Source organism: Gemmatimonadota bacterium (genome assembly GCA_009838845.1).
GTDB lineage: Bacteria > Latescibacterota > UBA2968 > UBA2968 > UBA2968 > VXRD01.
Genome location: VXRD01000066.1, coordinates 1 through 24,857, shown reverse-complemented (window position 1 = coordinate 24,857; position 24,857 = coordinate 1). Strand labels below are relative to the sequence as shown.

General features: G+C 53.5%; 11 protein-coding genes. All 11 read right to left on the bottom strand.

What is annotated here, in order from left to right:
• Window positions 1–162: 162 nt before the first annotated feature.
• Complete coding sequence (locus F4Y39_09060; protein ID MYC13857.1) at window positions 163–4,689, bottom strand: FtsX-like permease family protein; 4,527 nt, start codon at window positions 4,687–4,689, stop codon at window positions 163–165.
• 209 nt (window positions 4,690–4,898) lie between these two features.
• Window positions 4,899–5,300, bottom strand: coding sequence for a helix-turn-helix transcriptional regulator (locus F4Y39_09055; GenBank protein ID MYC13856.1), 402 nt, complete (start codon window positions 5,298–5,300; stop codon window positions 4,899–4,901).
• Window positions 5,301–5,778: 478 nt separating this feature from the next.
• Complete coding sequence (locus tag F4Y39_09050) at window positions 5,779–7,764, bottom strand: hypothetical protein (protein MYC13855.1); 1,986 nt, start codon at window positions 7,762–7,764, stop codon at window positions 5,779–5,781.
• A 158-nt stretch (window positions 7,765–7,922) separates the two neighbouring features.
• On the bottom strand, window positions 7,923–10,265 hold the full coding sequence (locus F4Y39_09045; protein MYC13854.1) for a GWxTD domain-containing protein: 2,343 nt from the start codon (window positions 10,263–10,265) through the stop codon (window positions 7,923–7,925).
• A 7-nt stretch (window positions 10,266–10,272) separates the two neighbouring features.
• Window positions 10,273–13,749 (bottom strand): GWxTD domain-containing protein, encoded by a 3,477-nt coding sequence (locus tag F4Y39_09040; GenBank protein MYC13853.1) that lies wholly within the window; start codon window positions 13,747–13,749, stop codon window positions 10,273–10,275.
• 27 nt (window positions 13,750–13,776) lie between these two features.
• Window positions 13,777–15,195: a glycosyltransferase gene (locus tag F4Y39_09035; protein ID MYC13852.1), complete on the bottom strand. Its 1,419-nt coding sequence runs from the start codon at window positions 15,193–15,195 to the stop codon at window positions 13,777–13,779.
• On the bottom strand, window positions 15,173–17,095 hold the full coding sequence (locus tag F4Y39_09030; protein ID MYC13851.1) for a tetratricopeptide repeat protein: 1,923 nt from the start codon (window positions 17,093–17,095) through the stop codon (window positions 15,173–15,175). Before F4Y39_09030 ends, F4Y39_09035 begins: the two co-directional genes overlap by 23 nt.
• 24 nt (window positions 17,096–17,119) lie before the next feature.
• Window positions 17,120–18,118 carry a PorV/PorQ family protein gene (locus tag F4Y39_09025; protein ID MYC13850.1) on the bottom strand — a complete coding sequence of 333 codons (999 nt, stop codon included), beginning with the start codon at window positions 18,116–18,118 and terminating at the stop codon, window positions 17,120–17,122.
• An 18-nt stretch (window positions 18,119–18,136) separates the two neighbouring features.
• Complete coding sequence (locus F4Y39_09020; protein ID MYC13849.1) at window positions 18,137–20,569, bottom strand: hypothetical protein; 2,433 nt, start codon at window positions 20,567–20,569, stop codon at window positions 18,137–18,139.
• Window positions 20,570–20,649: 80 nt separating this feature from the next.
• The gene (locus F4Y39_09015) at window positions 20,650–23,904 is read right to left on the bottom strand and encodes a TonB-dependent receptor (GenBank protein MYC13848.1); all 3,255 of its coding nucleotides are present in this window, start codon (window positions 23,902–23,904) and stop codon (window positions 20,650–20,652) included.
• 28 nt (window positions 23,905–23,932) lie between these two features.
• On the bottom strand, window positions 23,933–24,646 hold the full coding sequence (locus F4Y39_09010) for an outer membrane beta-barrel protein (protein MYC13847.1): 714 nt from the start codon (window positions 24,644–24,646) through the stop codon (window positions 23,933–23,935).
• Window positions 24,647–24,857: the final 211 nt, after the last annotated feature.

The following is a 24,857-nucleotide window of genomic DNA, read 5'->3' as shown; positions in this document are numbered from 1 at the left end:
ACCAGAAGTTTCGATTCTTGCCATACCGTCTTTTCAGGCCGATTGTACAGGAAACAAAACAACACATTCTTTAATACTTGGGCACAAATACCCATTATACAAGGGCAAAGATACCCTTTATCATCTCAGAAGTCAACGTTTTTTCAGAAAAAAAGTTCCATCTTATACTGTAGCCCCGGCGAGCATCATCTGTCCTTTTTCCGTGTACTGCGCTTTATCTTCTGGTGCCACAGTGCGCCAGATCAGGAATTGTTTGCGCAGCGCGTTCATAAAGTTCTGGTTGACTCGCCGCCATGACGAGGCATCGCCCGAGAGCCGATCTATGGTCAATGCCATGGCAAAAATATTGTGCTCACCTGTGGGTAAAGCTTCAAAATGCACCTGCTGGCTTACGCCCAAATCATAAGGTGCCAGCCAGATTGTTGTGTCAATTGTATGTCCCTGTCCGGTTTCGGTTTCAATCGCGCCAAACCGCGCGCCATCGGTGTAAAATGTGCCCAGGCTCTCACCCGCATGTGCCTGGAAATAATCGACGAGAAATACGGAAAGGCCAAATACGTCTTTGCCGCCTACGGTAAATGGAAATTCAAAATGCCAGCGGTCACCTTCAGGCTCGGGGAATTTCCAGCGGCGCGTTACGTCGGGGACAGCCATCATGGATGCCTGACGCGCGGGATAGAGCGACGATAGCAAAACCACCAGCATGACCAGCATGGAGGAGGTCACGGTCGAGAGCGCCGAATAGTTCACGGTAAGCCCTTGCAGGGCATCTTGCCACAGTAAAATTTTGACGACGCTTTGTCCCAAAAGATATCCGGCAACAGTTCCCAAAACAGCGTAAACACATGCTTCGGCGATAAATAAGAAGGCGATGTGTACAGGTGCTAATCCCACGGAGGAATAGATGCCGATTTCGCGGAAGCGCTCGTACACCGATCCCATCATGGTATTGAGTACGATCAGTGCGGCGACCAGAATGGGGATGAACAAATTGGCCATGCCTTGCATAGACGTATCGCCCAGGGAACTGTAAACCGCGACGCGTATGCCGCCATCTGCTGTTGGGATGCCGGCGAATAATACGACTGATAACCGCGACAAAAATGATTTGATCTCGGCTTCTACATCCACTTCTTCTTGAAATCGCACGGCTACGGACTGCAGTGGACTGCCCACATCGCGCAACAGAGCATAGGATACGATCAGCGTATCATCGGGGTCCAGATGCTCAAATGGCACAGTATCGACTTCGGGACGCTCCAGGCCCTGCCGTTCGCGGGTCTCGGTCTGCGACATGGCGGTGATAAATTCGTCTTCGGTGACTTGAAAATCTGCTGGCGTTATCTGTTCTTCATCCAGATCGACAAATCGACGCATTTTTTCAGAGTTGATCAATCCAATTACTGTGAGTTGCTTGCCAAAGAGGCGAATGTGCGCTTTGCCGACGTCTTGTTCTGTGATATTCAGGAGCTTCGCTATTCGGTCGGGCAAAATACAGGCTGACTCGCCCGGTTGAAACCAGCGTCCGATCCGCAGCAGGGTATCGACCTGCGTCACCTGGGCTTCTTCTGGCGCCAGTCCCAGGATCCCCTGGACGCGAGAATTTTTCTCTCCATAACGCACCACGGCTTTTGATTTTTTGTCTTCTCTTGTCGCAATATACCAGCTTCGAGGTGTTACGGTGCCTCTGTCTTTGAAATTTATCCGCGCATAATCATAAGCTGTGTCTTCCAGTGGTCCCCAGAATTTGCTTCTGATCAGTATGCCGGGATACGGGCCTTCCACATCGCGGTGAAGCTGGTGAAATTCCAGTGCCGATTTGATAGAGGTAAAGGATAGCACAGTAAAGGTGAGGAGTACCAGGGTTGCAAATGTTAGCCATGTGCGCATTTTGCGCTTTTTCATGTTGGCAATGCCCAGTTGAAATGCCGCTACGGATGCGCTGATTCGCCCCACGTCGGTTTCGTGCAATAATACCTCGGCGCTGCGGAGTCGCCGGATGTTTTCGTTGAACCGGCCCGATAGAATCGAGATGACAAAGATCGCCAGTGCCAGGATGACAAAAGCGAGTAAGATTACAAATGGATTGGAGAGGTCAAATGCGGGGTGTACCTGTGAGAGGAATATCCAGATGACGACAAAGACCGCGCCGATCCCGCCGATTTGCATGCGAATATCGGAAAAGGTAAAGAGCAACCGCTCGAGGAAAAACGCACAGGGGATGACCAGGAGCATGAAGAAAATTACGCCGCGGATGACGTCGTTTTGCGTTGTTTTTACGTCTGGATATGCCCGCGATTCAATGCCCATGCCCGCGCGCGTGTGTTTTACAAAGGCATCCCATTGTTTTTCTTGCAGTGCGGTTTCTGCTTCGTCTAAATGTTGTTTGGCCTGCGCGTGCAATACTTCCAGTCGCTGATTTTCAATTGAGTACTGGCGCAGTTTTCGCATGCGCGACTCGTTCAACATCCACATATCTCGCGCCGCCTGATAGGGCGTGCGGATTAAGGATCCCGATGACAGGGTTTGAAATCCCTCGCCCCGGGCATCCCACTCGTTATCCGCGCTTTTTGAGTTGAGTAGCAAATAGCGCACGCCGATTGCGCCTGCGCGCATTGCTATTTTTACTTTTTCTCCGGGGGATGTATAGACCACGCCGACGGGTTCGTCTGGTCCGAACCCGATGTCATAACCGTATTCTTGCGGTGCGGTATTGCCCACGCCATAGACGCTGATGTCGGATAAGGTGTTCAGATACCGGGGATCGACTGTGTCGTAGAAATCGGTTGCCACGCAGGGGAACAGGATGACGGTTTGCTTTGTGATCCACCAGTTCATATTAAAATGGCCGCTGTAGATTTTTCCCTGCCGTCCCTGGTTGGGCGCGTACGTGATTTCGCCGCTGTGTGGGTCGATATAGTACGCCCGCACGTGTACGCGGCGCTCTGCTACGCCCGGGATATAGTATTCGCCGTTTTCATCTGCGAGGTCGTAGTAAATGCGCCGCACGCCTTTGATTGATTTTTCCAGGCCCATGCGCATGGCGGCTATTGCACCTGGTCGCGATTTATCGGGTGTGATACTGCGCCGGGGAAATGTGCGTACATATCCTTTGAGGCCGCGCATGCGGTCGATGGGATCCAGTTTGTAATCGGGCAAAAATTCCCCGTCGTTGAACGATAGATCCAGCATGCCTGCGAGTACGCGAATCTGTTTGGTCAGGTTGGCGTAGTTTATATACTCGGCCCGGTCCAGAGGGGTATCTACCCTGAATCGCGCGTCGTTCACGGTTGACAATGAGAGTGCGGGGGTGCCCGCATAGAGTACGACTTCGCTGTCGCTTTTGATATTTTCGCCGGGGATGTACATGTCCCAGGTCATGCCGCCTTTGGGATTGATCCCATCGACCATGACGTCTTTTGACGGCACGCCCATGCCTTCGGCAATGGCGGTTGCATAGCGTACAAAGGATTTGCTAAATGTGGCAAAAAATCGCGTGGAAAAATAATTGACCGCGGTGTTGACGCCAAACCCGGCGGTCTGGGTCGATACGCCCATTTCGTCTGTCTGGCTGGAGAGGTCCAGCCCGATGAACAGGTCGATGTCAATGGGTTCGGTCATGAGTGCGGCAAAGTGCTTTTCTTTGCGCGAGTGCCGGTTCAGAAAGTCGCAGATGCCCCGGAAGCCCAGGTGGTGTGCGGACGATGCGAGGAAGAGGACGGTGTATTTGGGGCGATGTGCTTGAAAATATTCGGCCAGACGCATGAGTGCGACGATGCCACACGCCATTTCAGCGCCGGGTGCCTGTGCGGGTACGACAGACATGGCGTCGTAGTAGGCGTTGATGACGACGATTTTTTTGCTCATTTTTGGGTCCGATCCTTCAACCCAGCCCAGTACGTTGGCGACGTCGTCTTTCTTCCAGGGCATCCGGGATTCGAGTTGTACTTCTATTTCGCCCTGGTCTGATAGGAGCGCGCGCAATTTTCCCCCGTTTTCGCGGTCGATCCAGTATCGCTCTACGCTGTTGGGTACTTGCAAAAATTTTGTTTCGGCCTGTGTATAGGATGTGGTATCTGGCGCGATGAAGATGATTTGTTTTGCGCCGAGAACTGCGGCGTTGAGCCATTTGTTCCAGGTGTTGAAGTTCAGGAGGACGACGGTGTTTTCCACTTCTTTGCCGTCATAAGCTTTAAATTCGCCGTCGCCTCCGTCGATCAGGCGCGTTCGTACGCCGCCCGGTGGTAAGGTGGAGGTTTTTACCAGGTTTGGCCATAATCCGGATAGCGGAAAGACTTCGCCGGATGAGACGATGGTTAATTGGCTGCCTTCATCTACAGGTGAAGTTACGCCGTAGGTTTCTGTTTCTACATTTTTTAAGCCGAGTGCTCGGAAGCGTTGTTCGATAAATTGCGCGGCGGCATCGTGGCCTGGATAGCCGGGTACGCGGGATTTATACTGGGTAAAGGTCGCCATTAATGCGCGCACTTCTGCTTCTGTGATTTTGCGTTTTACGCGATCAGCTACGACTTCGGCTCCCGGCACTGGGGCTGGTTCTACGGGTTCGGGTGTTTGCAATCCCAGCACATTACGTAGCAATGGGTCAACCGTATCGGGTCCTGTGATGACCGCGCCAAACCCAAATACAGCAATCCCGATCAATGCCAACCATCCGATGCGACGATACATGGAGGGTCCTTTCAAAGAGATCGTACAATCCAAAAATCAAATGCTATCATACATAAAAAGACAACTTCTTCCAAATAAAATTAAGGCTACTAACCTTTATAAAAAAGGCAGGCGAGGTCGCGGTTTGATGATCCGTGCGAACAAGTCTGCCTTATTTACCAACGTCTGAGATTATTCCTCAGAACCCGGCTACTGGTTTGAGTGCGTCCCTATGGCACCATTGTAGATATAGCCGCAGTTTGCGGCTCTGTATTGATATTGTCATCTGAAAAGCTTACAACGTTAAAGGTTTCTGGATCAAATTCTGACTCTCGGCGAACTAACTCGCTGAATGAGACAAATTGAACGAGTAGTCCCACATCAAATGCAGCACAAAGTTTGTGCAATATTTGTACTGATGGTGGGCCACTATCAGGGTCCTCCAATTCGGCTATATGGCTCTCGGGAATGCCACTGTACTTTGCAAGATCCGCTTGTGTCCACCCTCTCGCCCTCCGAAGTGCTCGGATTTGGAAAGGTACTTCAATATCAAACTGTCCCTCGACGTAACCTTCCCGATATTCCTTATCTTGCAGTTCTTCCCAAAGTTCAGAGCTTGAATTCAAGTTCATGAGCTTCTCCTCTTTGTATTTCGGAGTGACGTGTTACCGCTGTCTTATATGCGTTTGGTGGTTTATATATGTTGTCTTTATGAGTAAAACCACACAAAAATATTACTCGTCTTAACGATGGAAAGTAACAGAATATTCGGTGTGGTACGCGGTGTTCACCGGGCCAACGCGCTTCGTGCAGTGCTTGAAATTTGTCAAAGTAAGGTCTTTGAGGTTGAGTAAGTTGTTTTACAATACGCAAAAACCGTTTAAGGCGCGATTTGTTGTTCGGAGATAATCTCTGATACCAATCAGAGACAGGAAGCCGACCGTTTTTACTTTGATATTCTTGGAAATACCACACATCTATCCCTCTTCACAAGCCCACAAGTGTATAAAGTAAAATTAAACGATGACAAGATGACATAAATTAGCCAAGCGCATATCTGAAAGCAAGGGAATAAATCTCGACGGGATATAGATACAGCAATAGTTTCGTTCAATACCATTTGTGAACGGTGTGGCCCTGGGGCATGAACCAGATTGCATCTACGACGAGGCCCAGGGCGGTTGACAGGACATAGGCCACGAGCATGCCGATGAAAAACGGCTTTGAGCGGCGGTAAAAGGGCGCTCCGCCAATGCGCAATAATGTGAATTTGATGAGCCAGGCGACAAAGATAGTGAAGCTGGTGAGGCGGGCGAGTCCGGTGCCCGATAGGGCGAGGCCAATGGGGTGCAGGGGCCACCAGGTGAATTGGTATCGCAGGAATAACAGTGCGTACATGGCAAATGCGCCGATGAGAAAGAACCAGTAGTCGATCTCTTCCATCGGCTGTGGCGATATGATCGCGTTGACGGAATTTTGATATCCGCCTATGCCCGCGCGAATGATGAGCCAGTTTGGCGAGAAATTGTATCCGCCAATGCGATAGCCCAGCCAGATTGTAAAGAGAGTGGATGAGACGATGCCGACCACAAAAGCCACGCAGAGGCCGCCGAAGAGGGGGCGTTTGTTGCCGGTGATGAAGTCGGACAGGCGGTTGAGGTGCGTGCCCACGGAAAAGGTAAATCCGCGGAAGTGATCGATGGCGACAGATGCCGGATAGATCATGGCATGAGACGCCGCTGGAATGGCGCGGGCACCGCCCATAAGCGCGGTTGTCAGTGTCCAGGCAGTAGATGGGGCCTTGACGTAAATAAGTCCGGAATCGGCCAGGATTTTCGATACGGCACCATAGGACAAAAACATGAATGGCAACAGGATGGCGAGGACTTTCCACGCCATGCCCGCTGCGGACAACCAGACCAGTGCGTAGGCGACTGAAGCGGCGAGATAGCAGAAGGCTGCGCGATAGGATATGAGTTCTCGGCTGTCGTCTATGTGCTCGCTTTTTGGATGGAGCGCTTTTTGAAATGCCTCTTTCAGATGCGCCCGCGCTATCCACACCCACCACAGAGATAGGGCGACAAATGCGCCCGTTGTTTGCCAGAGGTAGCGTTTGGAGGCGTAGTAGCGGTTAAAGGCTGTTATGCCCAGTTGGTCGAGGATGCCGGATTCTACGATGAATATGAGATCAAAGAGCCACATGCTGAACAATAATTCCAGGCTCGCAAAATACGAAAAGCATATTCCCACGGTGCTTATGAATACCCACTGCGGCGGAAAGTTCCTGCCAATGGGCACCCAGGTGCCGGCGGCGGTTGGAAATTTTGGCAGCGCGGGATGAAACCACGCGATGATGTTCCAGACGAATATCACGCCCACCACGCCAAATCCAGTCCAGAACATTCGTCCCTGCATAAACTCGGGCAAATAGGTCCTTCCCGTGCCGGGCTGTGTGGTCAGTTCGACGATGGGTTCCATGGCGGGATAGACCAGTTTTTCGTATTCCGCCCATTGTTTGCGCATGATGACCGAGGCACAAAAACAGGCGAGTGCTATGGCACATACAAAGGTGAACCACCAGAAGAGGGGACCGAGCCAGACAGACCAGGGTACGGGCGCGCCAGCGGGTAAGCCGTCGTAGAACCAGTTCATTGCGCCGTCGCGATTGGACGGTATGATCCATTCGGGCAGGTGCGGGTGTAAAAACTCTGCCCACCGGTTTTCGGGCGAGGAAAAATAGTAGGGGGTTACGATGACGCCGACCAGATATCCGCTTACGCCATAGGTGGGACCGAGCGAACAGATAAAGCCCATTGAAAAGATCGCGAGCCATTCGCTCGGGGAAAAGGCAAAGCGTTTGCCAAAGTACCGCGCGAGCACACTGCAGACAATCAAACACAGCAGTGTGAGCATCAGATTACCCATGGGCATGTGGCTGTAGGCCATGAAGGAGCTGTGCATGATATATCGCGCGACTGTTGCCAGTGCGTTGATTGTAACAACCAGCACAAGCCCAAAGATTAGCGATCGGACTGTAACACCTTTGTTCGCAGGATCTGGCGAATCTGCGATTGGATATGTTTGTTGTGCGGTCATAAAAGGAGGGTGAGAAGTGAGACGTAAGACGTGAGAAGCGATGGTCTTCAGTAACAAAGCCGTCATCGCGGTATGGTGTTGAGCCGCGATCCAGAGGGGTGGTGTAGGGGGGCGTCTTATCCCGTATAAAAGCACTACGGGACAGGCTCTTTTACGTCTTACCTCTTACTAATTCGGAATATGCCTTCCCGAGTAGCGGTCTGGGCGCTGTTGAGGTCTTTTACTGTCATGAGCAAGCGATACCGCCCGGGTTCAACGCGGCCGATGTCCAGTTCGACGTAGTCGGCGATCCAGAGTTCGCGGCCCGTTTGTTCGTATTGTACGGTGATGAGTTCCCCGTCTCTTCGCCTTATTCTGGGTTGCGAGGCGAGTTCGCGGCCCTTTTCCGGTGCTACGGCAAAGGCGACTTCGTAGCGCGTTTGCCCAAAGGTGTCTCGCGTCAGGTTGTAAATTTCAAAATAGACGAAGATTGGCGTGCCTGGGAAAAAGGTGCGGGACGGCGATGTTGTGATGCGCCATTTGTCGCGCGCAGTCAAGGTGTCGATCTGGTTCTGGGGTACGGAAGTCGGTTCTTCAATATGCTGTGCGATTTGTAGATCGCTGAGCATCAAGCTGTCACCGGAAAAGTCGTGCAGGCGGACTTTTTCCCGATAATTGCCCAGGCGGTTGGTGTGAATTCGCCACATTTGTACGGCGAGGTCGTATTCGCCGGGGGATAGGGGGATGTCGATGCGGTCTCTGGCGATCAGGCTTTTTCCGCGGAGTCCGGGGGGAAGGGGTATGGCGACGTCTTCCCGCAGGCGTTTTGCTTCGCGATTCTGATCATCTACGAGGGCGATGCGGCGTTCGACTACGACTGTGGTGTCCGGGTCGGTGGATATCGCCACTTCGTCTATTGGGAGGCCGATGTTGATCTGGAGGTCTGTTTTGCCATTTTTCCCGCGGAACGACAGGGCCTCGTAATAGAAATTGAGGGGATCGAGGTCGGATGTGTCGTAGCGTTCGGGTTTTTTGGCCGCTGCTGCTGCGACTTGCGATGCGGGCGAGAAGTCGTTCATGAGTCGGAGGAATCTGAGTGGGGACCCGCGGGAAGCGACGTCATAAGCGTCTTCTCTGTCGATGGTTGGGACGGGAGCATAGCCGAAGATATTCGTGTGCATTTCGTCGGTGAATACGACTTCTATCCCGTGGTTGATGTCGGGATAGATCCACACTTCCCAGGGTACGCTGGAGAAATCGTTTCCGGCTGTGACGGGTTTCCACCCGCGCAAGCCAAGGGTGCCGTCGTCTTCTTCGAGGGGGAGGTTGCTTTCGACGTTTCGAAGCGCAATGCGGACGGGGAATACGGGTCCGGTGTAGGTCGCGGTTGTGCCGGGGCGACCATAGAGTTGAAATGCCAGTTTTTCCTGTATGCGTTGCACGGGGATCGGTATGCTGGCGTTTGGTTCACGCCAGGTGGAGCGGTAGTCCGGTTCGCCGTATCGGATATAGATTTCGCCCCGCTGGTCAAAGGGGTATTTGTAACGCCCGAAGAAGGTTCGCGCATGCCAGACGCGGCGGTAGTGTTCTGCGCGTCTCTGGCTTCCTCCGGTTGTGCCAAAGGGGTCCTTGCGGATCCAGAAGGCGTTCAGAAAGGCGTCCACATCTTCGTCTGAGATCGCGCGATACGATGCGATTTCTTCCGGGGTGGCGATCAGGGAAATGTCTTCATAGATTGCTTTTTCCTGTGGCGACAGCATTTCCAGATATTTTTGAAATACGGATAGGGCGTCTTCATAACGCCGCGAGGCCAGTAGCACTTGCGCCAATAGCGGAAGTCTTCGCGCATCGGCCATGTGCGCGGCGATCTGGGTCACGATGTTGTAGCGTTTTTCGGTCAAGAATTCAAGGGCAAATTCAAGTGCGGGTGTTTCGTCTTGCGCGCCGTGGGACAGGTAGGTGTTGTAGTGGGATAGTGCCCGGGAGGTGTCGCCTTTTTTGCGATAAAGACGCGCCAGCAGCAGGTGGCCGGGACCATAGCGGGGGTTGATTTGCAGTGCTTTTTTGGCCGCTTGCAGGGCGTCTTTTTCTTTCCCGCGCGCCAGATAGATTCTGCCGAGGACTTCGTGGCTTTCAGCGCGGTTGGAGTCGGCCTGTATCGCCTTTTCGAGGTGGGAGGTCGCGCGTTTGAGTTTGTTGCGATATTCCAGAAGTACGCGTCCCATTCCCAGGTGGCTCTCTCCCTGGTGCGGGTCGTTTTTCAGGGCGCGAACAAATGCGGCTTCTGCGCTGTCGGGCAGTTGGAGTCGGAGATAGAGATGGCCGATACGGGCGAGTAGCAGGGTGGAGTCCGCAGAACTCGGCACGGCATGGTTCAGTGTTTTGAGTGCTTCTCTGATCAGGGTTTTTCGTCCGAGTGCCTGGGCTTTGAGATATACGGCGTCCAGGTCCGTGTCTTCGGCGGCGGCATGTCCGATAAAGCAGAAAAGTAAAAGAAAATATGTCCAATGGCGAATATTCATAAGTATCTCATTGCGCTACCACAAAGAGGGCATTTTTAGAGGCGGTCTGTTCGCTGTTCAAATCGGTTATCACGACTTCCAGTGCGTAGCGTCCCGGTTCGCGGTCGCCCAATTCCAATTCTGTATAGACGGTTTCCAGGTTCATTGTTCCGACCTGTTCATATCCCAGTAACACTTTTTCTCGTTTGCCGCCGAGCGTTCTCACCAGGCGAGATACGGCACCGCCCACGCCTTTGCCTTTTGGGGCGATCGTGTATTCTACCTGGTATCTGGTCTGACCGAATTCATCGCGTTTTAGATTGTAGATTTCGTAATAGACAAAGATGCTCTGTCCTTTTGGGTAAGTTCGCGTGGGCATGGGCACGACGTGCAACTCGCCTTTGCGGAATTTGTCCTGGGGGCCGCCCTCTGCGACGCGCCATGCCAGTTCCAGATCGCTTACTTTCATTGAGCGGGTCTGATATTTCTCCAGTTCGATTATCTGGCGATACCGCCCCTGCCGCCCAGACAGGCGGTCCAGCAGATGTACTTCCAGCTTGTAATATCCCGGCGGGGCGTCCAGGCGCACGACATCGGGGATAAAGGCGCCCTGTATGCCGGTTTGATCGCCTGCATTGCGATATCGCACATCGCCGGTGCGTCGATACACATCGCCGGTCTGTTCGTTTAAGAGGGATACGGTTCGCTCTACGACCATCTCGGTGGTATTGTTTTCGGCGAAGTACCGCCCCAGTGTCTGCGGGATTCCGGTATAGACTTCCAGCGCGCTTACGTCATTTTGGAGGCTCTGAAAATCCGCGAGGTCGTAATAGAATTCCAGGGGACGGGTGTTTTCCGGGGTTGCGTAATAATCCGGCGTTACCCGAGCGGCAAATTCGGTGACTCTGCGGGGATTGTACCGGTTGAGTAGAGCCAGTGTGCGGATGGGGATGTTGGGATCCAGAGGCGAGGGCGCGTAGTCGAAACTGCCGGTCATTGCTTCGTCGGTGAAGGTTATTTCGATGCCCCCGTTCACATCGGTATAGATCCAGGTCTCCCACCGCACCATAGAGGCGTCTTCCGGAACGGAGACCGCGTTGAAATCCGGCTGGAGATTAAAAAATTCACTGCCCATATTCCCGGCGTTGACGACTGAATTCGCCCGCCGTTCAAAAGTGCTGATGTCTTCTCCGGTCTGGTCATCGGCTGTTGCCTGTGCCGAACGCACAGTGCGCTGTTCTTCATCTCCCGACTCGAGTCCCTGTCGCTCCCGTTCCTGTGATTGTTCGATGGCCTGCTGCATGGATGCGTCCTCGCGTTGCATACTGATTGGGGTTGCACCACTTAGTCTGGTTTGAAGTCCTCGCACGGGATATACCGGGCCAAAATAAGTCTGTTGTGCGGCTTCGCCACCAAATAGCGTTTGGGCAACGCGCTCTTTTACCCGCTGTACTGATAGGCTTTGTTGCAAGTTTAACATGTTGGATCGCGACCGATAGTCAGGCTCTCCGAAGCGGATATAGACCTCGCCGCGCCGGTCAAAGGGCTTTTTCCCTTCTGAGAAATTTGTCAGGGCATACCATACCCGTCTGTAGTGCTCCAGTTTGCGTTCGTTGGTCGCGGTGATCAAATTTGGATCTTTTAGTGCCCAGAACTGTCGCAAAAATGACGAACGCGCCGCGTCTGTGTCGAGGCTGTTGTATTCTTCGAGTTCTTCGACGGATGCGAGGAATCGGATGTCTTCGTATAGTGCGCGGTGTTGCGGATCCAGGTGCGCCACATAGCGGGAAAAATAGGTTTGTGCCCAGTTCGGACGCTTCAGTTCGAGACACGCCTGCGCCAGGATGGGCAGGGATGTTATTTCTTCGGGGTACTCGCGGATGTGATCTTCCAGCAATTGGACGATGCGGTCGAAGTTTTTGCTTCGCAAATAGGCCCTTGAGAGCAACTCTCTGCCTTCCGGGTCTTCGGGCGCGAGTGTTATATAGCGGGCATAGGCCATGGCCGCCTGTTCGTAGTCTTCTTCCTGTTCTTCCCACCATTTGCCCAGCAGTTTGTAGGTCGGCGCGTAGGTCGGGTCCAGTGCGATGACGTGGTCGAGGTCGCGTTTGGTGTCGTATTCTTTGAGTTTATATCGCGTCTGCGCCATGTTAAAGCGGGCATCGCGGTGAATATTGTATAGCTGCGATAGCCGTTCATCTGGAGGCCACTGCAAGGCTCTTCTGAAATAGCGGATGGCATTGTACAGGCCTTTGGGGCGATTTTGGAAGACGAGCCCCAGTCCGTTGTACGCCTCGGATAGGCGGTGGTCGAGGTCAATGGCGCGCTCAAAAGCGTTTCGCGCGCGGTCGTAATTCTCTACCTCTAAATAGGCATAGCCCAGGAGGCAATGCCCCAGTTTCAGATCGGGCGCGACGTGGGTGAGTGCGGTGAGTATTGGTACGGCGAGGGTGTCGTTTTGCGATAGGAGGGTTTTGCCCATTTCTACGAGTGAATCTATTTGTGTTTTTCCAATGGGACGGTCCTGTACGCGATAGTTTTCGGTGTGTCGAACCAGTTCTACGAGGCGACCGGGATAGAAATAGCTCACGACAATGGCTTCGCCTGTAGCGGCGTTGGGTCTGTAGAAATAGCTGATGGGCCGCGTGTTGTTCCGATCTGCGGGTGCGCGGAACAGGCGGGCGATAGTCCCGGGATCTGCCCGGGATTGATCAACAGTCCATTTTTGAAGCGCGGACAGTTGGTCGGGCATTTTCCCGCGATGGTCGCGGCGATATGCGGTTAGTAGTCTGGAGATTGCGGTGAGGTGGTCGCGGCAGACCCAGCGGGATCCATTTTTTTGAATTTCTTGCGCGGCGCTTTGAAATGCGTGCACGTAGTCCTGCATGGGAGATTTGGATAGGCCGCTTTTCGCGGATTGTCTGGCCAGTGTTTCAAAATGGCGCGCTGCCTGGTTGTAATAAGCGGCGGCTTGTTTGAACTCCCAGCGCGAGAGGCTCAGTTGCGCCAGGCGCACGGCGTTGAAACCCGATGTCAGGGTGGGTAGGTCGTTTTTGCCAATAGCGGGGGCGGTCGGTTTTAATCCTTTTATCGCTTTTTCAGTGGTCCAGATAATGGATTCCAGATCCGGATCATCTATTATGAGGATATCGCGTCCCGATGACGTCAGTTCCCAGTATCGGGATGGGGCGAGGGAGATGGTGTGTCCCCGATGCAAGATGTCGCCAGGTGCGGGCAATAATAGGGGGATGGATTGGTAGATGATGGTTCCGGTTTCTGTTATTCCCAGTTGACCTGGTCGCCCGGGGAATATACCGAGACACTGTTCCCGTTCCGCACCGTCGGTCCACAGCTCTGTCAGTGCGATGCCGCTCATCTCTCGAGAGTAGGTCCACACCTGACCGGTCGCTCCAGTGCGGAGGATCAAGTCCTCCTGGGCGTCTGCGGCGCTCCAGAGCACGACAGCCATGAGCAATGCGTATCTGACTATTGGTGAAGTGAACACGGTATGTTTCCTCAAGGGGTACACCGTTCAATGCAGTTTGCGAAAAGCAGTCCAGCATACGCGCAATAGCAAAAAGCCGTGCCGAAAGCGGTGGATCTGCGTGGTTCCGTACACCCGATCCCGATAGCGCACCGGTACTTCTGCGATTTTGCGGACCAGTTTGGACGCGCCGAGGAGGAGGTCGAAGTCGCCAAAGGGGTCAAAATCGCATACGTCTCGACGCGCTCTGGCTAATTTTTTGTAGTCCAGGGCGAACAGGACTTTGGTGCCGCACAGGGTATCCAGGATGCGCTGTCCCAGGAGGCAGCTCAATACCCAGCCGAAAAACCGGTTGCCCAGAAGATTCAGGAATCGCATGGCTTGTTGTTCCATGGGATATACGAGGCGGGATCCCACGGCGAGTTCGGCGCGGCCAGATATCAGGGCGTCGAAGAATTTGGGCAAGTCTTCTGGGGCGACGGTTAAATCGCCGTCCAGGATCATCAATATATCGCCTCTGGCTGCGTCAAATCCCTGTCGTACGGCGTCTCCTTTGCCGGTTCCGGTTTGTCGGATCAGGCGGATGTCTGTTCCACTATGTACCGCTATGCAGCGCTCGACTTCTTCGGCTGTGCCGTCTGTTGAATTGCCCACGACAAAGATTAGTTCTGTATGCGCTCCCATCACAGGTGTGCGCGCTATTGCGGCTTCTACTGTGCCTCGCTCGTTTTTGCAGGGTATTATGACCGAGCAAGAGACTGAGGATGCTTCCCGCGCAGGGAAGACGGGACGCGCGACGAGTGTTTGTATGAGGCACAGGCGTCTCAGTCCCGGCACTCTCGACAGGAAGCGATTTGCAAGCCATGCGAGTAGCGGTACGCGGCGGGGCAAGAGCAGGCGGCTTTCTCGTCGTATTTCTTCAAAGTTTGATAGATAAAGTAAATTCTGAATGTCCCGGTGTGTCAACCAGTTTTGCACGGGTTCGGGCATTTTTAAGCGGAATATTTCCGCGGTTTTTAGTACGGGTTTCCACAGGGGATTGTAGTGCGTGATCAGGACGCGGGAGCTGGGTAGTACGACTTTCCACAATTCGCTGAATACGCGCTGGATGTCCGGCAGGAAACCCAGCAGGTCCGATAGGATGATCCACTCGAATCGCTCCCCTTCGGGTAAATTCTCGGCGCGCCCCACGCGAAATTCGAGGTGGGGGTATTTTTTGCGCGCGCGTTTTATCATTGCTTCGCTGAAGTCAATGCCGAGTCCCCGCCCCGGTTTTAAGCCCGCGAGCAGGTCGCCGGTGCCGCATCCTATGATCAGGACGGACGATCCTTCGGGTATTGCGCAACGGCAAAATCGCAGGACTTCCTGGTGATAGGTGCGGTTGCGCCTGCGCCAACGGTCCCGGTTTTCGGCGGCTTCGTCGAAAGCTTTCCGAATGACACGGCTATCGGGAAGGGGGGTTTTCATTGAGTTTTTCCAATTCTCGGCGTGCCAGTTGCGCGACTTGCGGGTCCCCCCGCCAGAGTTCTATAAAGCGCGTGTACGCCTGTATGGCTGCGGTTTTTTCGCCGTTGTCTCGATGGGCTTTTCCCAGGTTAAAATACGCTTCAGCCCAATTTGGGCGCAATGCTATGGCGCGGGCATAAGCAGTAGTGGCATGTGCGGGGCGGCCCAATTTTTCGCGGACTACGCCTAGGTTGTAGAAAATTTCTGCGTTGGTCGGGTCGAGAATGGCTGCTCGTTCAAAGGCCGAATGCGCGTCGGTTATTTGTTCGGCCTGCATTGCCGCGAGCCCTTTGTTCATGTAGGCTTCGATGTAATCCGGTTCTATTTCTACTGCTTTTTGATACGCGGTTGTCGCTCCCTTAAAGCGACCCGTTGCGGCGTAGATATTTCCCAGGTTGTTATAGGTCAGGGCACTTTCCCGGATGGATAGTGCTTTTCGATAAGCTGTTTCGGCATCGGATATCCGACCGCGTTCAGATAGGGCGTCGCCCAGGGCGTGTTGCATTTTCGCGCTTTCGGGATACGCTGTTACTGCACTTTGATAAAGTGTTAAGTCGTCTCGCCAGTCCGCATTTCGGATAATGGTCCGGGCGCTATAGGCCACGAGAATGAGGGCGGCGAGGGCAATGGCGACCGTTTTTCGTTGTTTTTCAAGGTGTTCAAATCCCAGGCCAAACAGTGCGAACACACCGAGGACGGGGATGTATAGAAATCGCTCCTGGAAAATGGCGTTGATCAATACGAGTGTTTGCGATACGGCTGAATAGGGTACAAAGAATAATGATAGAGCAAAAAATACGCAGGGCCAGCGCTTGTAAAAAGCACCTGCCCACAATAATAGTCCTGCGATGCCGAGGATTATGCCCGCTGTTGCTTCGGGCGCGAGTATAGAGGTGATGACGGGTATGGCGCTGTAAGAGTAATCTACGGATAATTTGATGGGAAACAAAATGAGAATGCAGTATTTCCAAAAGAGTCCGGCGGCTGTCAAGAGTCTGTGGTCGAGGGGCTGGTCTATGAGTGGGTTGTTGAGAGCGAGTATATTTTCGGCTGAGAATCCCAGGCCCGCAGCGACTTTTCGCATGGTTAGATAGAGGACAAAAATCCCGATGAAGCCAGCCCAGCGCACGCTGCGCTGCCACAGGAGATTGCGTATCCCATTCCCGTGGGACAGGGTTAGATCGACGGCGATGACCAGCCCCAGTAAGACTATCGCGCTTTCTTTGGAGAGCAAGGCGAGAAAGAATCCCGCGAGGGCCAATCCGTAGTACTTTTCCGCGCCCCGGTTGTGCCAGAAGATGTACAGGAGCAGGGTTGTTAGAGAAAACAGGCCAGCCAATAGATCTGCGCGCCCAAATGTTATGCCGGCGACGACTTCGGCATGGATGGGATGTACGGCAAATAGCAGTGCGGCCAGGATTGCGCCCCGCTTCAAGCCCAGATTCAGGCAGAGGAGATAGGCGAGGAGGCTGTTGACCACGTGCAGGATTGTATTGGTCAGGTGAAATCGGAAGGGCCAGATCCCTCCCAGGCCGTCCAGCATAAAAGACAGGACTGTGAGGGGACGATATTGTCCATTGATATTGGCTTCGCCTTCATATCCAGCCCAGTAGTGCGTGGTTAAAATGCCCCACACATCGGCTTCGCGCAGCAAGCGGTTGCGCTCGATCAGGAAGTGGTCGTCATAGACCAATCCGTTGCTCAGGCTGTTTGCGAATACCAGAAAGGCCGCCAATCCCACCGCGACAAGAGGATAGGTTTTCCCACGTTGATTTACAGGCATTTTTTGTACAGAATACAAAGGGCGATTGCCAGGGTGCAACCCCGGCAGTCGCCCAAAAAGTGTACAAACTATGGTCATCGCAGAAGTTGCGATAGCCGCTCGTTAGAACGTGCCGCCTATTGATATGCGCAGGGGCGAGTCGAATAGTGCCACGCCGTCGATATCCTTCAGCAGCGAATAGGACACATCTACCACGAAGGTGCGTCCGCCTACTGTTTGCTTGACACCAGCGCCAAAGGCAAAGGATTCGAGATCGTAGTTCCACTTATAGCCCGCGCGCACAGCTACCAGATTCTGGACCCAGAGTTCTGCGCCAAAGTGATAGCGTTGCTCGAAATCTACGGGAAATACGCTCTCGGCCGCCAGCGTCAAATAGGTCGGATCGCCTTTTTCGCCATAAACTTCGGCGGCCAGGCCCATGTTGTAGGTCAGGGGCATCAGGTAGGAGAATGCCTCTTCCCTGGATTTCTGGTCTGGTCCGAAGTTCTTGAACGACATTGCCACGCGCAGGCTTCTAAACCCGGTGTAGAAATGACTGCCCAGGTCTATGGTAAATGTGCTGGTTTTTTGCGTGTAGAGTTTTTCCTGCACATAGTTGGCTTTGGCACTGAACGAGAATTTGTCTGTGAATTTTATGGCGTAGAGCAAGCCCACCGCCATGTAGTTCACATCGACAAACTGACCCGTTCCACTCGGCTGGAAGATGGTGGTTTCTTCAATGGGTTCGACCTGCTGTGTGATCAGGCTGATACCCAGAACTTCACCTCGAGACGAGTGGGTGTTGAAGACGGCTGCCGCCGAATACAGTTCTGTGCCTGCCAGCCACTTGGTGTAATTGGCCTGATAGGCGAATTTTTCCACGTGGGTTAGCCCGGCGCCGTTCCAGAAGATGGCGTTGATATCATCGGCAATTGCCGTGTATGAATCACCCATCCCCACGGCACGAGCACCCTGTCCGATTTTCAAAAACTGCATGCCTGCGATGTTGACTTTCTTGACCCCTTCGATCGCGGTTACGCCTTCATATTCAAGCCCCAGAGCGGGACTGGCGATCAGCAGCAGGCTCAGGAACGCTGTAAGTATGAGATTTTTCTGTTTCACAATGAATGCCTCCTTCGGCTACTTAATCACCACAAAAGTACCGCGCTGGATCTTGTTTTCGCTGCCCGGGGTTTCGGATACGACGACGAAGTAGTACAGTCCGGTCTGGATTTCGCCAGCCAGATTGTACGTCACCTGCCGAAACGAGGCTTCGCCCCGGTCTGGATTATCGTGCGAGACGGTATAGACCCTGTCTCCGGAAGCCGAAAAGATGTGGATTTTGCACTTTTGGGGAATCCCCACAAAGCGCAGATTTCGGCTTCTGGGATATTGGTGCTTGCCATCCACGAAATAGGGATTTGGCACCACCGTTACTTTTCGGTCGAGCTGATCGGTTTCGGTAGTGGTCGGCTGGAAGGGCCGTCTGTCATCGGCGTCGTAGGTGCGCGCAGTGGCAGGTCCCCAACCGCTTTCGTACCCACCCGTGGCATTGGCGCGCGCCCTGCCCGTGGGCAGATCTCCTATCGCCATTCCACCGCCCATCCAGTCGCTATATCCGCTGTTGTAGGGTCGCACCGAGTAGTGGTATGCAAACCCGGCGGCCGTATCCAGATCTTCATACGTGTATTTCCCGCCAGAGAGCGACCACTGACCGTTGAGGCTGGAACCGCTTTGCCCCTTCAACACGGTGTCGTGCAATTTCCAGGGACCCCATCCGAACCAGGTGGAGCGATAGACGCGGTAGCCCGCGATGTCCTGTTGTCCGGTGTGGGGATTGACCGCGCGGTCGGCGTCGTCGATCCACGAAATCTGTTGGCGGGCAAATCCGCTGGAAGTCAGGTCATCGGCAGCGATAAATGCATTCGTCGGTGCCGGTGGATGGTGGAAATTGGAGTCGTAAATAAAGTGCGCGAGTTGCAAATTCTCATAAGCCGCTTGCTCGCCCAGGGTTTTGAATTCCTGGATCTTTGTTTCTACCGACACATCCGAACGGTCCCAGGTCAGTATATCCTGGTTCTTTATCTGAGCTGGGTGACCGGCGACATAAGCCATCACGATCTTGGCGCTTTCGCCTGCCTGAAGCGTGTACGGACCATAGACTTGCGAGAAAATGTAAAATTTTCGGTCATCTACATTGTTCTCGTTTGGGTTGTCTTTGATTCCCCCTTTTAGCATGGCACCATACATCTGGGATTCGGTGTCTTTTTCCGTATAGGGATCGTCAAAGTCGTCTTTGGACCGCGCCTGCCACCACTGCGCCGAGAAGGGCTGGTCGCCCTGTGGCTGGACGTATTTGCCCATGTCCCGGGTGTTAAACGCGTGTAGCCCCGGTGCATCGGTAAACGCGATGGGCGCCATCACGATGTGTTGCGGTGCGCGAAGTTGGCCTTCGGATGCATCAACCGCATCCGAATCGGTATGGCCCAGTCGTTTGAAATACGGGTCGCCCGTATCGTCGTATGGCGACAATGGGTTGTCGGAATCGCGGAAAATGCTGGCTTTATACCCGGGGGCAAACGCACCCGCGTAGTTGCTCGCATCGGAATAAAAATAAATATCATCCACACCGCGACCACCCGACGTCACATAACCATCCCAGCCAAAGGCTTGCATAACGCCCATTGCTGCGGATACCCAGGAGTTTACAAACGAAAAATAGATGTCGTACTGGGTAGGCGTGCCGCCGGGATTGTCTTCCTGCCCATCCCCGTCGAAATCACCCGTGTTGGTGAATGTCAAATCTACGAGATAAAAATCGTCGAAGTCCGGATGGCTCCAATTATAGACCCGCCGCGTTACCTGAATGCCCTGTTTGATGTGTACCCAGCGGGTGATGATGGTTTCTTCGGGGAGCGACGGATCGACGATATAGCCACTCAGATTGTAGTTTCCAATGACCAGGGGGCTGGTTTTGGAGGGATCTAACTCGTTCCCGTAATAGCTTCCGAAATCTGCCTGTGTTACACCGGGCCAGTAATTGGACAGCCACGGTTCTGATCCACCGCCGCTCCAGCCGCCCGAAGTGGCAAGTACGTTTGAGGCATCTCCGAGTGTCCGCAGTGGGTTGGGGACGCCCCAGTGTTCTTCTTCGTTGCCTTTGGGATCATAAGGCAATGGACGAATAAAATCCCTGATCCACGGCGAAGGTCGTGGCCCGGTCAAACTGATTTGTCCGTCGGATGTCAAAATCCACAAACCATCGCCCATCGAGGTTTTGTAGTCGTTATAGACCTGGGATTTTGGTCCGCTTGTGAATTGGGACAACACCTGTCCGAAGGAACCCGGTCCCACGCCATTGTGGGGATAGGCATTTCGGTCGCCGCCGCGGTTAATTTCGGGGCTGCCTCCCTGGATGCCCATGTTGTTCCAGGAATTGGAGATCAATGCCCTGGTGTTTTCCCTGAAAGGGATTATGTTCGGGTCGAATTGCGCTGTGGCATCGGTAGCTATAATAGCTCCCACCGCGGCGCATATTGCGACCCATCCTGTAAAAATTTTAAATCGCGTCATATTGTTCCTCGCCCTCCTTCAATGGGTTTCGGAAAAGGAGAGGGTATGCGAGTGGGCACAAGACCCACTCGCACAACCCGCTACCAGTTAAATCGCACGCCTACCTGGGTCAACCTGGGTGTGTGCGCGTAAGTGCGATCGCGCACGTCGCCGTATTGCAGGTAGGTGCTGTCGGTCGGTCGGGGTCCGTCAACCCCGTAGTAGGTATAGTCATTCCTGTTGGTCGGGCTTGTCCGGTCTTTCTGATTAAACATATTGCGTATATCCAGGAAAACCGAGGTCTGAACCCGGGATGTCATAGCAAAGGACCTTTCCAATGCCAGGTCTGTGCGAGAGTCCATAGCCAGTTCGCGGTAGGGCCGCACGCCACCTTCTGGCGGGGCATAGCGGAACAATCCTCCCGTTTCAACCCGCGTGACCAGGTTGATGCGCATGTTGCGCAATACTCTGCTGACGATGGCACCGCCCCGTTCGTAATCGGCCGGGAAGGATGCCAGCATTGAGGCGGTTCCAAATTGCCGTCGATCTCCCCCGCGCGGTTTCAGGAATAGCTGGGTATAACCGCCGGTGAGCAGGTAAATGCCCTTGCCTTTGGTCGGTCCCTCGAGGGGGCGCAGGCCATCCCATTCGCCCGTGCCCAGGGTCTTGCCATAAGCCTGATTCACAGTAGCGGACTCGTATCGACGGTTGGCCTGCCCAGCAATCAGGTCGATGTCTTCCTGCGACATCATTCTGGGTACTTCGCTGCCCGAGGAGTGGGGATCCCATTCTACCCATAAATCGGGAACCGGTACGCCGAATTCGGGATGCGTATAGGCGATGTTGACGGCAGCTTTTCTGACACCTTCCTCATCCATGTAGATGTTGCGTATCACGTTGCCGCGCTTGCCCGTGGTAAACGACGCCCACTGGTAGTTGTAGGACAAATTGAACGAGAAATTGTGGCTGAACCTCTTGCGCAATGCGAGTTCCACGCCCCGCGTATCCCCATAAGCACCGTTGTCCAGGGTGCGGGAATAGCGAATGCGACTGATATACGGGCCCTGCCAGGTTTCGTTGGGATAGTGGGTGAATTGCTCGACCTCAGAGCGATAATAAGCCGTTAGCGCTAAGGTATAGTCCGAAACAAAGTTCCAGTCTGCACCCACTTCAAATGCCGTGGTTTTGGCGGGGCGCAACAGGTGCGTGCCATTTCGACCGCTATAAGTCGTTTCCAGGTTGTTGTAGCGCTCTGTGTCGTCGATGCGACCGTTGCCGTTGACATCTCTGTCTTCGGCTTTGCCCGCTACCCAGAAGTCTTCGCCAAAGTAGAACCAAAGGTCAGCCCATTGCAGGTAAACACCCGACGAGAACCGGAACTGCGCCCGTTCGGTGATGGGATGCGAAATTCCGATGCGGGGGCTAAATACCACGTGCCAGGGGGCTTGTGTTGACCAGATCGATCCTTCATTATAGGCGTAATCTCGCGCCAGATTGGGTCTGCGGAACATTTCGGAACCGCGGGCACTACCGAACGTTATTCTGCGGGCATTGGGATTGAAAGCATCCATGCGCAATCCCAGGTTCACGATCATGCCCTCAAATTCCATCTTGTCCTGCACGTAAGCATTGATGGAATACGGCTTGACGCCTTCCTCTCCGAATCGACCTTCATCTGCCACAAACATCAGGTGTCGATCCGCAGGGGTGGCATTGGCGATGATCATCATCATGATGTCCCGGCGCATAAATTCAATACCGCCCTTGAGCAGGTGGCCCTTTGTAACCTGAGAGGTCATATCTACCTTCAAGCCCAGGCGGTTGCGGTCTGCCACTTTCCAGCGGGCAGCTGTTCGCCCGGTGTTAAACCAGTTGGCGTCGCCCCTGTTGTTGACCGATGTTGCGTGATATACGCCGCTGGTATCTGTTAATGAGCGGCTGCGCGAGATGCGCACTTCGTAAAATGTTTTGGGCGAGAGTGTGTGGGTCACGACCAGATATTGCATTTCTTCGCTTTCCATGCGCTTTCCAGCCCCCGACCAATCTGGCGGCAAAAACAGATCCCGACCACCGTTGCCGAGACCCCGGTGTACGCCCGGAAGCGAATCTGCCGTGCGGATATAGGGATCGGCCACGCCGTCTGACCAGTATTCATATCCCTGGTAAAGCCCACCTAATTTGAGCTTCAGATTTGGGCTTGGTCTAAAGGTGAAGCTGCCGGAAAGCGTCAGGTTGTCCGGTCCCGTGGGGATAAATCTGTTGAGGTCGTTGTAAAATCCCGTCTGCTTGGATCCCGGATAGCGATTGGCTAAACGGCCGTGTTTTGCCGTGGCGACAAAGGAGACATTGGTGCCAATGGGACCCGAGAGATTTGCCTCTGCATCCCAACCGCTGACTTCTGTGTAGTCCTCTCGAATATGCAGGGGTTCGCCAGCTAATTCTGTCAGTGTCTGGTTGTTCAAACCCAGATCGGGGCGCCGTTCCGTCAGCCAGTTGGGATTGTCCCACTGCATTTTGTCCTGATGTTGGGGGGCGTCATAGACATTCATACCCCAGTGCTTTTTCCCGGCAGGCTCATAGCGAAATTCGCCCCAGCCATTGTACTGATTGCCGCCGTCTTTTGTCACGATTTGTACCACACCGGCCTGGGCGTTGCCAAATTCGGCGGGTGTTACACCGGTGAGTACGGACAACTCTTGAATTGCCCCGCGGTTCACGGTTCGGAACTGCCCGCCAGCACCGCGGCCATCGTTGTAGTTTATCCGTATGCCATCGACCATATAGGCCACGTCACTGCCCCATACAACATCGCTGTAACCAGATCCGGGGCCGCCGACTCGGCTGCCGCGCAAGCGGTTGCTACCATCTACTGCCACGCCGGGCTGCAATTGCAAAAGCTCGGATGTGTTGCGCACGATGCTCAAAAGGCGTTCGGTTTCTTCGACGGTTACGGTGTATTTACTCGTGGTTTTGTCTGGTTCCACGAGTGGACGGTCGGCCACGACGACCAGTTCGCCGAGTTCTACAGCGGCTTCTTTGAGCGAGAAATTCACGGTGACGGTCTGATCGACGATGATCAGTACGTCCTGAACCTGGACGGTCTCATAACCGACGAGCGATCCGGTAAGGGTGACGCGCCCCGGGTCTGCCTGGATAATTGCGTAATACCCATCGGCATCGGTGACAGCGCCGCGCTGAGTGCCTTTGATCACTACGTTGGCTCCCGGCAGTGGTTGTCCGCTGTTATCTCGCACAACCCCGTTGATCTTACCCGTGCTACCCGCCCACAGGTCGCCGGTTCCGGCAAGCAGGAAACCAACAGTCAGAAAACTGAAAAACAACAGTCTGTGCTTCATAGCACGACCTCCTTAAAGGGTGAATGGGTTAACGCCAGAAATAAAACTTAACTCCGGCTCCTATATCGAAGAACATTAACGGGCGAGCGCGTTCCAACTCGTAAAAGAGCATGGGTCTCAATTCTCCCACGACAAAGTTTAAGCGCCCGCGCACATCCAGACTGATATTATCGGTGACAAATGCCTCCATACCCGCACCCGTGGTGAGTGCTATGGTGGTGCGTTTGTCGATTTGCGGATCCATTACGGTATTTAAGTCGATTGGATCGCTGGTTTGAGCCGGCCACACCAGGTTGCTGTTTTCGGCGTTATAGCGGAAAAAACCACCGCCGAGGGCTATGTAATGGCGATAGTCTTTTGCCCGAAATCCGTGTTGCCGATTCTCTTCGCCCACAAAGACGAGCGCGTTTACGGCTACGCTGTTGAATGTCATTGTCGATGAAGCATTGGGGCTGGTGTATTCGAGACCGTCAACCGGGTATATAAACGGTTTGGACGCGAGTTTCCCGTTGTCGAATTTGGAATAGTGGTATTCCACTTCAACGGTTACGAGGTCGCTGGCCACATAGTTCACATTTATGCCGTATTTCCCCGCCTGGTCGTAGCGGTCCCGCAAATTGGACAGAGGTACGTGGTAATTGGCAAATCCACCGAGACCCCATCCGTTCTGCTGGGCAAATAAATCACCCGATGCAAGTACCAGTAATACGCTTGCGAGAAAAGAAGTCAACGTGCGTGTCATAAACTCTCCTTTCTACAGCTTAAAACTGCGGTGATGCAATTCTCTGTTATGCGTTTGACGAGATACTAAATGTGTTAACCCGGACTATTTAGTGCATTGGCCTCACCTCATTTCTTTGTTTAGAAGTTTTAATAATAGGCAAAAATAAAACTTAACAAAACTTAAAAAAACAATGATTTATATGCCATAATAGCTCCATTGATATAGACAT